Below are 14,591 nucleotides of genomic sequence, written 5' to 3' on the forward strand. Positions count from 1 at the left end.
ACATCTGTATAATACAGAGCGTTGAAATCCGTTCCTCAAGACCTGATAGTCGTTCAATGAACGAGTGAAGCTTTGCTTATGCAATCAATGCTTGCCCGTACCATAATCTCAGTGAACGCTTTCCCAGTTCGGCGAATGGAGAGACTAACTAATATTTTTCAAGGGAGATTGTGGAAGAATGGCATTTGAAGACAAGACACTCGTGTGCAAGGAATGTGGCGGCAACTTCGTATTCACTGCTGGTGAGCAGGAGTTCTACGCGGAGAAGGGCTTTGAGAACGAGCCGGCACGCTGCCGTGACTGCCGCGACAAGCGTCGCCGTGGTCGTGACGAGCAGAGCAGCGGCGAGCGTCAGATGTTCCATGTGGTCTGTGCCGAGTGCGGCAAGGACACGGAGGTCCCGTTCGAGCCGAAGACGGATCGTCCGGTTTACTGCCGTGACTGCTTCAGCTCGAAGCGCGCAGCACGTTTCTAAGGATTTTTGAGGAGGCTCTGCCTCCTTCTATGGAGGGATTGCAGCATTCAGTGCGGCGTCCCTCCTTTGATTTTATTTGAGGAGGTTTCCCCATGAAACTGAAGAAATTGGCACTCGTTCTGACCGGTGCTCTCGTGAGCCTCGCTCTCGTCGGCTGCGGCGGCGGCGATCAGGCAAAGCAGGAAGCTAAGGTGCTGCGCGTCGGCTCTGCGATCGACTTTGCACCCTTTGAGTTCCAAGACGAGGGACAGAAGGACTATCAGGGCTTCGACATGGATCTCATCCGTGCCATCGCGAAGGAGATGGGCAGTGAGGCAGAGATTCAGAACATCGGCTTTGACGGGCTCATTCCCGCACTGCAGGCAAAGAACATCGACGTCATCATCAGCGGAATGACGATCAATGATGAGCGCAAGCAGAAGGTGGGCTTCTCCGATCCGTACTATCAGTCGGGACTTACGATGATTGTGCGCAGCGATGAGGAGGCGATCAAATCCTTCAAGGATCTCAAGGGGCATAAGGTCGCTGTCCAGATCGGTACGACCAGTGCAAACATGGTCAAGGAGATGGAAGGCGTCACGGTCACGGAGCTCAACACTCCTGCTGACTGCTTTATGGAGCTGAAGGCACGCGGCGTAGATGCTGTCGTCAATGACCGTCCTGTCAACGACTACTACATTAAGCAGTCGCAGGCAGTCGGCGTGAAGTCCCTCGAGGACAAGCTCTCTGCAGAGGACTACGGCATTGCGATGGCGAAGGACAATGCAGACCTTCAGAAGAAGGTCAATGAGGCGCTCAAGAAGCTGCATGAGAACGGCGAATACGACAAGATCTATCAGAAGTGGTTTGGTACAGGCAAGTAAAGGCTGGATAACATAAGGAGCACCGCAGATGGAAGCGTTCCGTCTGCGGTGCTCTTTTCTTTTATAGAAGCTCGATTGTCTTTCTTGCGAGATATAGAGGAATATTGGTGATTGTGCCATCCTTTTGATAGCTGCGCTTTGAAAAGCGCAGGGCATATTTTGGATTGTGGTCGGCAATGTACCGCTTGAATGAGGGGGCAGATTTACGCTCGCCGGCCTTTACCTCTACGGGGATGATATCGCTGCCGGCTTGTAGTACGAAATCTATCTCACTGTTCTTCGTACTGTAATAGCGCGGCTCGCATGCAAACCGTGTACGAAGCTGCTGCAATATGTAGTTTTCGGTCAATGGACCTTTGAACTGATAGTCGCTTTTTAGGAGAATCGCACTGTTATCGATCCCTGCCATATACTTTAGCAGTCCTGTGTCAAAGACAAAGAGTTTGAACTGATCGAGCTTGTCAAATGCGGCGAGAGGGTGCTCCGCCTTGGAAACATTGTAGACGCGGTTGAGCATGCCCGCAGACACCAGCCATTCGATTGCCTCCTCGAATTCGCGTGCCCGGCCCCCGCTGCGAACAGCCCCGTACATGAATTTCTCATTTGACTTGGCAAGCTGTGCAACAATGCTGCGGAATACGAGGAGAATGCGGCCACTGTTGACGTTTCCGTTGTGTTTGGAAAAGTCGTTTTCATAGATTGTGATGAGTTCCCTCTGGATCTCGGATATTCTGGCGGGATCTTTATATCTTTCCCAAGAGGCGACACATTCCGGCATTCCGCCGATGATGAGATAATTGTTGTAGGCATCAAGCAAACGCTGATGAAAAATATCCTCGATGTGCTGATCTTTCTGTATGCTTTCATAGTATGAATAAAGCGTTGGGTTTATTGCTGCGAGGAATTCATCGAAGGTCAGCGGCTGGATGTCGAGTAGATTGACCATGCCGACGGGGTAGGATTTGGGTGCGGCAAGGAGTGTTCCAAGCAGACTCCCCGCAGCAATGACGTGGTAGTCATTCGCCTTTTCCTTGAAGTATTTGAGCGCGTTCAACGCAGCGGGACATTCCTGAATTTCATCGAAGATGAGAAGCGTCGTATGCGGCTCGATTCTCTCACCTGCGACGATGGAGAGCAATTCCACGATGCGGTGGGGATTTTTGTTCGTTTCAAAGATGGAGGTCAGTGCATCATCTTCATCAAAATTGAAATAGACAGAGTTGCTGTAGTGGGATTTCCCAAATTCCTTCATCAGCCATGTTTTGCCAACTTGACGTGCTCCTCTCAGAACGAGAGGCTTGCGATCTTTGCGAACTTTCCACTGCAGCAATGTATGGATTGCATTGCGGTTCACAGGATCACCGTCCTTTCCTGAACATTGGGATAGTACAACACGTTTTTCTGACTATTATAACTGGATTTTACACATTTTTCTAGATAAATTTAGACCCAAATACACGTTTTTCTGCGATACAGATCAATGAAAATGCTTGCTAGGCGCTCGCTTTCATGGACTCATTAAAATGCGTGCCATATCCTCCGGCAGAGGGCTTGTGATCGTCAGGTTTTCACGCGTGCGCGGATGTGTGAGTGTAAGGTGCGCAGAGTGGAGGGCGTGACGTGCTATCAGTTCTGTGCTGCCGCCGTAGAGGTCGTCACCAAGCAGGGGATGACCGAGGTGGGCGAGATGGACACGGATCTGGTGGGTGCGCCCCGTCTCAAGCTGCAGGCTCAGGAGTGTATGACCGCCGTTTGTCCACTCCGTTTTGTAATGGGTACGTGCGGGCTTTCCATCGGGTATAACACGGCGCAGGATGATGCTTGGCAGTGCGCGCGCAATGGGGGCATCAATCGTACTGGAGCTTGGCGTCAGCGTTCCATCAACCAGTGCCAAATACTCACGTTCGAGCGTGTCCTGCTTTGCGATCTGATACTGGACCTCGGGATGCTTTGCGATGAGCAGCAATCCTGTTGTATTGCGGTCAAGGCGATGGCAGGGATGGAAGCCGAGTTCTGTGCCGCGTGCCTCGTAGAGGCCAAGCACTGCGTTAGCAACGGTTCCATGTGCCTCCCTTGTTGTTGGATGGACAAGCTGCCCTGCGGGTTTGTCGATGATCAGGAGATCATCGTCCTCGTAGGCAATCTTCAGCGGAAGCTGCTCAGGAATCACGGAGGATACGATGGGCAGATCATAGGAGACCGTATCTCCTGCGCGCAGGACGGTACGTGCTGCAATCATGGGGACCCCGTTCACGGCGAATGTTCCGCTGTGTTTAATCCGCTTCCACAAGCTCGAGGAAATCCCGCACGAACGCATGAGATACGCCTTTGCTGGACAGGTCTCGCCGTCTGCCAGCGTGATGATGTGTTTCGTCATTCGCTCTTCTTTTGTTCCTGTCCGCGCAGGGCGAGGATGATGCGAAAGGAGATCGAGAGGACAATGGCGATGACGGTCGCAAGTGCCATGCCGCGCAGTGTCACCGTGCCGATGGTAAGGCTCGCGGTTGACACGCCGACGCCCATGACGATGGATGTGAGGAGGAGGTTCATCGGGTTGTTGTAGTCCACCTTTGCCTCGACGAGGATGCGGATGCCGGAGGCGGCGATGACGCCGAAGAGCAGCATGGAGACGCCGCCCATGACGGGCGTTGGGATGCTCTGGATGAGTGCGGCGAGCTTGCCGAGGCAGGAGAGCAGGATCGCAAAGATGGCGGCACCGCCAATGACCCATGTGGAGTAGACCTTTGTGATGGCGAGCACGCCAATGTTCTCTCCGTATGTCGTGTTCGGCGTCGAGCCGAAGAAGCCGGAGATGATTGTCGAGACGCCGTTGCCGAGGAGAGAGCGGTCGAGCCCCGGGTCCTTTGCGAGGTTGCGCCCGACGATATTGCCCGTCACAATGAGATGCCCGATGTGCTCCACGATGACGACGATGGAAGCGGGCAGAATGATGAGGATTGCGCGCAGGTCAAACTCTGGTGTGTAGATGGTAGGAATTGCGAACAATGGAGCACTCTCAACGTGCGAGAGATCGACAATGCCGACGGTGAACGCAATGACATAGCCTGCAACAACGCCGATGAGAATCGGGATGATGGAGAGGAAGCCGCGAAATGCCATCGAGGCAAAAATTGTGATGGCAAGCGTCGCAATCGAAACAAAAATGACGGTTGTGTCGGTGTTTTCGCCCGTCAGTCCCGCCATATTTGCCGCTGTTGGCATCAGCTCAAGACCGATGACGGCGACAATCGCACCCATCGAGGCAGGCGGAAAGATGACATCAATCCAGCTCGTTCCAATTGTATGTACGATGAAGCTGACAATACAGAAGACCATACCAACGATGATAAATCCGCCGAGCGCCGACTCATAGCTGTACTGAGAGAGGACAAGAAAAACGGGGGAGAGGAAGGCAAAACTCGATCCGAGATACGCGGGAATCTTCCCCTTGCAGAGAATGAGATAGAACAGGGTGCCGATTCCATTGAAAAGCAGCACTGTCGCTGGGTTGACGTGAAAGAGGATGGGGACGAGCACCGTTGAGCCAAACATGGCAAAGAGATGCTGCAGGGAGAGAGGGATGGTCGTCAGGAGCGGCGGTCGCTCCGTGGTATCAATCGTTTTTTGGGACATGCTGAGTCACTCCGTTTCAGAATCATAGAATATGTGCGTCCCTATGATATCATAGTCAGCGACAGGGAACAATGACGATTTATATGTATCTTTTGCACTTGCAGTTTTTTGTGCATTTTAGTAAGATGGTCCCATACATATATGATTCAGGGAGAGATTGATGAAATATCCAATGAAGCTCCGAGCACCGCTCAAGGATTACCTCTGGGGCGGGACGCGTCTGAGGGACGAATACGGTAAAGAAACACAGCTGACAAAGGTCGCTGAGAGCTGGGAACTCGCCTGTCATAAGGATGGCATGAGCGTGATTGCAAACGGTGCAGCAGCGGGGCGGACCCTCGCGGATTGGCTTGCCGCAGAAGGGCAGGATGCGCTCGGCAGGAATGCAGAGAAGTTTCCCTATTTTCCCCTGCTCATCAAGCTGATAGACGCACATGACGACCTCTCCGTGCAGGTACACCCAGCAGATGACTATGCGCTGCCCGTTGAGGGGGAGTACGGAAAGACAGAGCTCTGGTATATCGTGGATGCTGCACCGGGAGCGGAGTTGATCTATGGATTTGCCCATGAAATTTCAAAGGAGGAGTTTCAGCACCACATCGAGGATGATACACTGCTTGATGTCGTGCGTCATGTATCTGTACAGAAGGGCGATGTGTTCTTTATCCCCGCAGGAACCCTCCACGCGATTGGCAAGGGGATTCTCATCTGTGAGATTCAGCAGAACTCAAATACGACATATCGCGTCTACGATTATGGGCGCCTTGGTGCCGATGGTAAGCCGCGTGCGCTGAATGTAGAGAAGGCGCTCGATGTGACTTGTCTTGCGCCCTCGCGGGAGCAGGAGCAGCCTGTACCGATGGCTGATATCTTCGCGGGAGCGAAGGGACGCCTTCTCGCTTCGTGCGATTACTTCACCGTTTATCATGTGAACGCAGCGGGTGTATGTACGCTAGAGGCGGGCGCAGATTCGTTTCACTGTCTGACCGTGCTTGACGGCGCGCTGACACTTCAAACGTACAGTGACAAGGTGTGTATGCTGAAGGGAGAGAGTGTATTCCTGCCCGCGGGACTTGGACGCTATAAACTGCATGGCAATGGGGAATTGATCCTTAGCAAAATCTAAATAATCGTGATAAGGGCAGGGCTTGACGGCTTTGTTATAATGAAACCATTAGGAGAACTTTTTAGGAAACCCAAAGGGAAGGTGAGCCTCATCGAATTTCATGCATTGACAAAGGAAGATAAGCCTTTGCTCGACCGATATTTTCGTGCGAATTACTACGAGAATTCGCATTTTAATTTTACGAATCTCTACATGTGGCGCGAGCCGTTCCATGTTCACGTTGCGGAGGAGGACGATGTCCTCTACGTGGTGAGTGAGTGGAAAGCCCGCGTCTCGGCGCTGCAGCCGTTTTGTGATCCTGCACTCTATCCGGCGGCGACGAAGAAACTGCTCGCGTACTTTGAGGAGATCGAGCAGCCTTTCCTCATTTACGATATGGAGCGTGGTTATGCCGATTTCCTCCGCAGCTGTGACTGCGCGAACTTCGAAGTCGTTGCCGATCGCGACAATTTCGACTATGTGTACCTCTCGGAAAAGCTGATCACCCTTGCGGGGCGAAAGCTGCACTCGAAGAAAAACCATCTGAATGCATTCCGCAAGGAGCATCCCGATGCGCAGTTCGTGCCAATCACGGATGAAATCGTAACGCTGTGCAAGCTCGAACTGAACAGTTGGTACAAGCAGCACAAGCAGGAGGATGGCACGGTTGACCCGTTCATCGGCTACGAACGCACGGCGATCCTTGAGGTGCTGAACAACTTCGAGGACTTTGGACTCAAGGGCGGTGCGATTCTTCTGGACGGTCGCGTGATTGCCTTTACGTTCGGTGAACAGCTGAATACGGATACGGCAGTCATCCATGTCGAGAAAGCGGATCCAGAGCTGCGCGGTGCGTATCCCGCGATCAATCAGGGCTTTGTGGAGCATGCATGGAGTCACCTCACCTATATTAACCGCGAGGAGGATATGGGGATCGAGGGACTGCGCAAGGCGAAGGAGTCGTACAAGCCCGAGAAGCTGATTGAGAAGTTTAATGCGACCTTGGTCGGATTTGCAAACTGCTCGTGAATATGGTAAGATAGCACAACGCTAGGATAACGTAGGTTCGTCCTTCGCCCCACATAAGCGGCGAGGGACTTTCTTGTTTTAGTAAGATGTTTTGATAATGCGGGGGGAACGATCATGAATCACACGAAATACACGAAGGGATACTATATGCCGCCCGAGATCCGTCTGGACTGGCTGCGCAAGGACGCACCCGACAAGGCGCCGATCTGGTGCTCGGTCGATCTGCGCGACGGTAATCAGGCACTCATCATCCCGATGAGTTTGGACGAGAAGCTGGCGTTCTTTGATCTTCTCGTACGTGTGGGGTTCAAGGAAATCGAGGTCGGCTTCCCTGCCGCGTCGGAGACGGAGTACGAGTTCCTGCGCCGCCTCGTGGAGGACAATCTCATCCCCGATGATGTGACCGTACAGGTGCTGACGCAGGCACGTGAACACATTATCCGCAAGACATTCGACGCGCTGCGCGGCGTGAAGAACGCGATTGTGCACGTCTACAACCCCACATCTGCGGCACAGCGCGAGCAGGTCTTTGCGCGCTCAAAGGAGGAGATCCTTCAGATTGCCGTGGACGGCGCAAAACTCCTCAAGAAGCTGACGGAGGAGGCGGGGGCGAACTATCGCTTCGAGTATTCGCCTGAGAGTTTTACGGGCACGGAGCCGGAGTATGCGCTCGAGGTCTGCAATGCCGTTCTCGATGTGTGGCAGCCCACGCCCGATCGCAAGGCGATCATCAATCTTCCCTCGACGGTTCAAATGTCGATGTCACACGTCTACGGGATGCAGATTGCCTACGTCAATGAGCGGCTGAAATACCGTGACAGCGTCATCCTCTCCCTCCACCCGCACAACGACCGCGGCTGCGGTGTAGCGGATGCGGAGATGGGGCTGCTCGGGGGTGCAGACCGTGTAGAGGGCACACTCTTCGGCAACGGGGAGCGCACGGGCAACGTCGACATCATCACAGTTGCGATGAATATGTTTGCGCTTGGCGTCGACCCGAACCTCGACTTCTCCGATCTCCCGCACCTCGTCGAGGTCTACGAGCAGGTGACGCGCATGCAGGTCAACCCGCGTCAGCCGTACTCGGGTTCGCTTGTCTTTGCCGCGTTCTCCGGCTCGCATCAGGACGCCATCGCCAAGGGCATGAAGCACTGGGATGAGAACAAGCCCAAGCACTGGGCACTGCCATACCTCTACATCGACCCAAAGGATGTCGGGCGCACGTACGACGGCGATGTCATCCGCATCAACAGTCAGTCGGGCAGGGGCGGCGTTGGTTACATCATGGAGCAGCAGTACGGTGTCATCATGCCGAAGAAGATGCGCGAGGATTTCAGCTATCGGGTGAAGTCCGTCTCCGACAATGGACACAAAGAACTCCTGCCGGATGAGATCTACAAGGTGTTTACAGATACCTATGTCAATGTCATTTTCCCCTTTGAGCTGTCCGACTTTCTGCTGAAAAAACAGCCGGACGGTACGCGTGTGGGCGAGGTTCACCTCAAGGTCGACGGTGAGGATCGTACTTATGAGGCGCGCGGCAACGGCCGCCTCGATGCGATCTCGAATGCGCTGCAGGCGAACCTCGGTCTCCACTATACGAATCTGACGTACAGCGAGCACGCTCTCGAGATCGGTCAGACCTCGCGCGCCATTTCCTACATCAGCATCACAGGTGAGGATGGCAATGTCTACTGGGGCGCGGGACTGGATACGGATATCATCACTTCGTCCATCCTCGCTCTGTTCAGTGCGATCAATCGGATGAAGGCGGGACACTGAGCGTGACAGACCTTGTTGCTGAAAAGCTGAAGCTGCTGCCGGATTCGCCGGGTGTCTATCTCATGAAGGACGCGCGCGGGAAGATCATCTATGTGGGCAAGGCAATCGTTCTCAAAAATCGCGTGCGGCAGTATTTTCAGAGCAGCCGAAACCAGACGCCGAAGGTGCGTGCGATGGTCTCCCATGTCGTAGATTTTGAGACCATCATGACTGCCAACGAGGTAGAATCGCTCATTCTCGAGGCGAACCTCATCAAAAAACATCGGCCGCGCTACAATATTCGGCTCAAAGATGACAAGAGTTACCCCTATGTGAAGGTGACGGTGCAGGAGGAATATCCGCGCGTCTTCATCACGCGGCGTGTGCTGCGCGATGGAGCGCGCTACTTCGGCCCCTATACGAATGTGACGGCGCTGCGGGACAGCTTGAAGCTCCTGAAGCGCCTTTTTCCTCTGCGTACGTGTCGGACAATGCCCGATCGCCCCTGTCTCGAGTATCATATCAAGCGCTGCCTCGCGCCCTGTGTGGGGAAGGTGACGGAGGAGGACTACCGCGCAATGATCCGCGCCGTTCTGCTCTTTCTTGAGGGGCGGACGGATGATGTGGAGCGTGAGTTGGAACACCGTATGCAGCTTGCGGCAGAGGCGTATCATTTCGAGACAGCGGCGCGCCTGCGCGATCAGCTCGCTGCAGTGCGCAAAGCGGCAGAACGGCAGAATATCGTGACGGGTGCAGGGGATCAGGATGCGATCGGTATGGCACGGTCGGCGGCGGGGGTCTGCGTGCAGATCTTCTTCATTCGCGGCGGCAAGATGATCGGGCGCGAGCATTTCCTCCTGCGCGGGAGCGAGGAGGAGAGCGATGCGGACATTCTGCGCGCGTTCCTCGAACAGTATTACAATCAGGCGACCTTTGTTCCTCGCGAAGTTCTGTTGCCGCACGTGATCGACACGGCGGGGCAGGAGATCATCGAGCGCTGGCTTGCAGAACGCAAGGGCGGGGGGAAGGTCGCGCTCCTCACACCGCAGCGCGGGACGAAGCGCGATATCGTCGTGATGGCGACGGGGAACGCGGAGAAATTTCTCACGGACGAGGAGACACGTCGCAGCCTTGCGGATGAGCAGACGATCGGTGCGGTCGAGGAACTGGGGCGGTATCTCGGGCTTAAGAAGCCGCCGTATCGCATGGAGTGCTTCGACATATCACACAATCAGGGGCAGGAGACGGTCGCCTCGATGGTCGTATTTGAAGGCGGCCAGCCGAAGAAGTCGGACTACCGCCGCTTCAAGATCAAGAGTGCGGAGGGAAAACCCGATGACTTTCTCTCCATGCGCGAAGTGACGACGCGGCGCTACGTCGGGCTCCCCGAGGAAGAACTGCCTGACCTCATCATTATTGACGGCGGCAAGGGACAGCTTTCCTCGGCCCTTGAAATCATTCGGAATGAGGCGGGGCACAGAAATGTTCCCGTCGTCGGACTTGCCAAGCAGTTCGAACTCGTCTTTACGGAGGGCAGCTCCGAGCCGGTCGAACTGCCGCGCCGCAGTCAATCTCTCTATCTCATCCAGCGCATCCGCGATGAGGCACACCGCTTTGCCATTACCTTTCATCGTAAACTGCGAGGAAAACGCAACCTTGTCTCTGTACTCGATCACATTGTGGGGGTCGGTCCGAAACGACGCCAGAGCCTCTGGTCACACTTCGGGACACTTGACAAGATCAAGGCTGCTTCGATCGATGAACTTGCTGCTGTTCCGGGAATGAACCGCCCATCAGCAGAGGCGGTCTATTATTTCTTCGAAGCACAGCGAGAACTAAAGGGAAAACAATAGTCTTGGTTTTGCCCCTCTTTTGCATATTTCCTATCCTTGCGACTCATCAAGATAGGATCCTCCCCCAAAAATGACGAACTGTATGATTGCTATGCAGTTCTGATTATTGTAGAATTATCAAAAAGATTTGAAATTGATGACATCTCGTTGAGGAGGTGTCGCACGATGATCATCTTTCAGCGTATGCAGATATGGGGTGCGGCGTTCCTTCTTACAGTAGGTCTCGCACTCTCAGGCTGTGGGACAACACAGACGGTGCAGACAAACGAAAATATCGTTGTCGTTTACAACTGTAACACGGATGACTGGACGGCTCCTCTTGCCAAAGAGTTCCAAGAGCAGACCGGTATCCAGGTGCAGCTGGTCAGCGGCAGTTCGGGAGAACTCATGACACGTGTCCGCACGGAGCAGGAGAGCCCACATGGCGATATTATCTGGGGCGGCACAGCAGATGCCTATGTCTTGCTGGAGTCCTATCTGGAGCCCTATGTCTCTCCTGAAAAGCCTGCGATTTTGCCGGAGTTTGTACGCGCAAACAATGCGTTTTACAATATGGTTATGGATCCTTATGTGATCGCCTACAACACCGATTTGGTGGGGGAGGCGGACGCACCGAAAGGCTGGCGGGATCTCTTTGATCCCCAGTTTCGCGGGCGCATTGTGATCGCAGATCCAACGAAATCGACATCCTCCTATGCTGTACTCATAACGATGATGGATGTTCTTGGCGGTGATTCTGCCGTCATTGGTCAGCTGGCAGATCAGCTTGATGGACGCATTGTTGGCACCTCAGCGGCGCAGATTAAGGCACTTTCCAATGGAGAGTATGCCGTCACAGCGACGTTTGAAGAGCCAGTGCTCAAATACATTGCGGGTGGAGCACATATGAAGATTGTCTATCCAGAAGAGGGGACGGCCGTTTCCTCGAGCTGTGTAGCAATCATTCGCAACGCACCACACGCAGAGAATGCAAAGAAATTCCTTGATTTTGTGATGAGCCGTCGTGTTCATGACCGTCTCGGCGATTATGAACGACGCTCTACCCGTGCCGATATAACGGCACCGCCGAATCTTCGTCCACTGTCGGAGATTCACTATGTTTGGTTTGATACGCAGCGCGCCGTCTCCTTTCGGGATGAGTTCCTAAGTAAATGGCGCGCGGCGGTTATCAAATAAATCCCCATTTCCCCCATCCCCCCATTCCCATATTTTCCCCTTCCAAGACCGTCACTGCATGTGGCGGTTTTTCCTTTGCTGAAAAGTGAAGAATATTTTTCTATTTATCCATAATTTCACTTGACACGAATTGAATTTATCCGTATTCTTTCTTTATAATCTGAACATTAAGGAAGGCCTTGATTTCGTTGGTTGTTTACGATCTGTTTCATGCGGCCGGAGAGGGGGAACAGTCATAGATCACTATCGGATCAGTTATCAAAAGCGTCTGCTCACCTATCTGCTCTTTGGCGGACTCGTTCCGCTCCTGCTCGCCTCGGTGATGATTCTCTATGCAGCTGATCGCGTTTATGAAAATACACAGGCAAAGGGAGGGCGTGCGGAGGTACAGCGCATCTCCCGCGAGATTGACAATCTTGTTGCAAGCTATCAGCGGCTGATGAATCCACTCGCTGTGCGTGGGGAGACGATCTCTTTTCTCCGTGGGGAGCGTGCTGATGTGGAGCATATCTACGGAGATCTTTATGCAATCTTGGCGGGGCGTTCGGGTGAGACTGCGATCTATCTGCTATCGGCTGATGGGGAGCGGATTATTGCTACAGATGATCTGCCGCATGATTATCGACTGCCGGAGAACCTGGAATGGGGGCTTATCAGACGTGCGGCGCGCGCGCAGTCATGGGTGATTTCCTCGGCAGATCGTTATGCCGCAGATCGCACAGAAACCGTTTTTTCGATGGCATGCGCGATTCGGCAAGGGGAGGAGCTGCTCGGCTTTGCCGTGATTGATGTGCGGCGTGAAGCCCTCGTCCCGCTCATTCAGCGTGTGCAGGACGGCAACGAGGGGCAGATCATCCTGACGGACCGCTACAACTATGTGATGATGGATATGCTTGATCATCACCGCGAGGGGTTCTCCTCCGTCTTTTCCCCGGCGGAGGAGGGCGGCGTATCGGAGTCCGTCTTTCGTGATTATGCATATGCCTCAGCGGATACGGGATTTGCCGTGCATCTGCGTCAGCGTCTTGACTCCGCTCCGCTCGACTATCTCTTTCGTCTTGTTGTGATGGTGGATGCCGTTGCCCTCTGTATGACAGCATATCTTGCGTATCGTCTGAGCCGTCATCTGTGGCGTCCCCTGCACAGCCTGGCAATGGCTATGCGTCAGGTGCGCAGAAACGATGATTTTTCGGTACAGGTGGATGTGCAGCGCAGCGATGAGATTGGGGAACTTGCGCTCACATTTAACAACCTCGTCACACACATACGAACGCTCCTTGCAGAGAATCGGGAGCGTGAACGTACGCTGCGCATTGCGCAGGTGAAATCCCTGACGGAGATGATCCGTCCGCACTTTATGTACAATACATTGAATCTCATCAAGTGGAGTGCAAAGCTCGGCGATCATGAGGGGGCGGCAGATACGGCTGTCCAGCTCGGCAAACTGCTGCGTGCTTCGGTGAGCATGAAGGATTTCGTGACGGTTGCGGACGAGCTGAGCCTTCTTCGTACCTATCTAAAAATACAGCAGCGCCGTTTTGAGGGGCGCCTTAAGATAAAGGTGCGTGTTGATACCTCGCTCTATGGCTGCTACGTGCCGAAGCTGATTCTGCAGCCACTCGTTGAGAATGCAATACAACACGGAATTGAAATGGCGGAGCGCGGCGGACATATCGCAATCACAGGGGCACGTGTAGGCGATCATCTCATCTTTCGCGTGAAGGACGACGGGCAGGGGATCTCGGAGGATCGTCAGCGAGAAGTTCTTGCGCAGCGCAATGACAATCATTTCGGACTTTATAATGTGCATATGCGGGCCGTGCTGAATGGGGACGAGGCTTGTGGAATTACACTGCATAGCACAGAGGGGAAGGGAACAGAGGCAATCTTGACACTGAAGCACTGGGAGGAGGCTCCTCATTATGATTAAGGTGCTTATTATTGATGATGAACCCATGCAGCGTCAGGGCATTGTACGCTTGACGCCATGGGAGGATTTTGGTGCTGAGGTGATCGGTGCTGCCGGCAGCGGTATGGAGGGGATTCTCCTTGCGCGCGAGCATCGCCCCGATGTCCTCATTGTGGATATCAAGATGCCGGGCTTATCAGGGTTGGATGTGATTGCGCGGCTGCGGGAAGAACTGGATGCAGAGTATATTATTCTCTCGGGATACAGTGAGTTCGAATATGCACAGCAGGCAATTGCGCTCGGCGTGTGCGCATATCTCCTTAAACCGCTTGATGATGACGAACTTTCCTCTGCGATGCGGCTCGCAGCAAATCATATTGAGGAGCGGCGCTTTCACCTGCACGATGTCGGCGCTGCGGACGTGGGCTGTGCCCGCCTCAATCTGCCAGAGGAGGAGCCGATTCGCGGCTACCTCCTCCATGCCGTTCGGCATATGGAGGAGCATATGGCGGAGCCAATTACCGTGCGTGAGGTGGCGGAAGAGCTCGGCCTCAGTGTGAGCTATCTGCATAAACTCTTCGCACGCTGCGGCACGTCGTTCAGTTCCTATTTGACGGATTGTCGTCTGCGTCGTGCGAGCCAGATGCTGCGTGAGAGCGATGAAAAAATCTACGTGATTGCCGCTGCCTGCGGCTATCAGGACACGCGATATTTCAGCAAGATTTTTCAAAAGCATATGGGGGTCAAGCCGTCAGAATATCGACATGGAAAAGGTTTGTAAAAATTT

12 protein-coding genes are annotated in these 14,591 nt (G+C 53.9%); 9 read left to right on the forward strand and 3 right to left on the reverse strand.

Annotated elements, in window-relative coordinates; translation table 11 throughout:
- Positions 1–178: 178 nt before the first annotated feature.
- Together HMPREF1992_RS09690 and HMPREF1992_RS09695 are read left to right on the forward strand one after the other, a co-directional pair.
- Positions 179–475 (forward strand): zinc-ribbon domain containing protein, encoded by a 297-nt coding sequence (locus HMPREF1992_RS09690; RefSeq protein WP_021685719.1) that lies wholly within the window; start codon positions 179–181, stop codon positions 473–475.
- Positions 476–567: 92 nt separating this feature from the next.
- A complete protein-coding gene (locus HMPREF1992_RS09695; protein ID WP_021685721.1) occupies positions 568–1,338 on the forward strand; it encodes a basic amino acid ABC transporter substrate-binding protein in 771 nt (256 codons plus the stop codon).
- Between the two features lie 61 nt (positions 1,339–1,399).
- On the opposite strand, the gene HMPREF1992_RS09700 is transcribed toward HMPREF1992_RS09695, so the two are convergent.
- The 3 genes from HMPREF1992_RS09700 to uraA form a co-directional block, all read right to left on the reverse strand.
- Positions 1,400–2,692, reverse strand: coding sequence for an ATP-binding protein (locus HMPREF1992_RS09700; RefSeq protein ID WP_037359527.1), 1,293 nt, complete (start codon positions 2,690–2,692; stop codon positions 1,400–1,402).
- 153 nt (positions 2,693–2,845) lie between these two features.
- Entirely contained in the window at positions 2,846–3,715 is an 870-nt protein-coding gene (locus HMPREF1992_RS09705) for an RluA family pseudouridine synthase (protein WP_021685723.1), read from the reverse strand.
- On the reverse strand, positions 3,712–4,971 hold the full coding sequence (uraA, locus tag HMPREF1992_RS09710) for a uracil permease (RefSeq protein ID WP_021685724.1): 1,260 nt from the start codon (positions 4,969–4,971) through the stop codon (positions 3,712–3,714). The genes HMPREF1992_RS09705 and uraA overlap by 4 nt, the downstream gene beginning before the upstream one ends.
- A gap of 160 nt (positions 4,972–5,131) precedes the next feature.
- On the opposite strand from uraA, the gene HMPREF1992_RS09715 reads away from it, so the two are divergent.
- The 7 genes from HMPREF1992_RS09715 to HMPREF1992_RS09745 all read left to right on the forward strand — a co-directional run bounded on the left by HMPREF1992_RS09715 (position 5,132) and on the right by HMPREF1992_RS09745 (position 14,585).
- Positions 5,132–6,097, forward strand: a complete 966-nt coding sequence (locus tag HMPREF1992_RS09715) for a type I phosphomannose isomerase catalytic subunit (RefSeq protein WP_037359530.1) — start codon at positions 5,132–5,134, stop codon at positions 6,095–6,097.
- A gap of 81 nt (positions 6,098–6,178) precedes the next feature.
- Entirely contained in the window at positions 6,179–7,105 is a 927-nt protein-coding gene (locus HMPREF1992_RS09720) for a phosphatidylglycerol lysyltransferase domain-containing protein (protein ID WP_037359533.1), read from the forward strand.
- A gap of 114 nt (positions 7,106–7,219) precedes the next feature.
- The gene (locus HMPREF1992_RS09725) at positions 7,220–8,887 is read left to right on the forward strand and encodes a 2-isopropylmalate synthase (RefSeq protein WP_021685727.1); all 1,668 of its coding nucleotides are present in this window, start codon (positions 7,220–7,222) and stop codon (positions 8,885–8,887) included.
- A 2-nt stretch (positions 8,888–8,889) separates the two neighbouring features.
- Positions 8,890–10,719: an excinuclease ABC subunit UvrC gene (gene uvrC / locus HMPREF1992_RS09730; protein ID WP_021685728.1), complete on the forward strand. Its 1,830-nt coding sequence runs from the start codon at positions 8,890–8,892 to the stop codon at positions 10,717–10,719.
- A gap of 165 nt (positions 10,720–10,884) precedes the next feature.
- On the forward strand, positions 10,885–11,895 hold the full coding sequence (locus HMPREF1992_RS09735; protein WP_021685729.1) for an ABC transporter substrate-binding protein: 1,011 nt from the start codon (positions 10,885–10,887) through the stop codon (positions 11,893–11,895).
- Between the two features lie 235 nt (positions 11,896–12,130).
- On the forward strand, positions 12,131–13,825 hold the full coding sequence (locus HMPREF1992_RS09740; protein WP_037359658.1) for a sensor histidine kinase: 1,695 nt from the start codon (positions 12,131–12,133) through the stop codon (positions 13,823–13,825).
- Positions 13,818–14,585, forward strand: coding sequence for a response regulator (locus HMPREF1992_RS09745; protein ID WP_021685731.1), 768 nt, complete (start codon positions 13,818–13,820; stop codon positions 14,583–14,585). The genes HMPREF1992_RS09740 and HMPREF1992_RS09745 overlap by 8 nt, the downstream gene beginning before the upstream one ends.
- The last annotated feature ends 6 nt before the right edge of the window (positions 14,586–14,591 follow it).

Source organism: Selenomonas sp. oral taxon 892 str. F0426, from assembly GCF_000468035.1.
GTDB lineage: Bacteria > Bacillota > Negativicutes > Selenomonadales > Selenomonadaceae > Centipeda.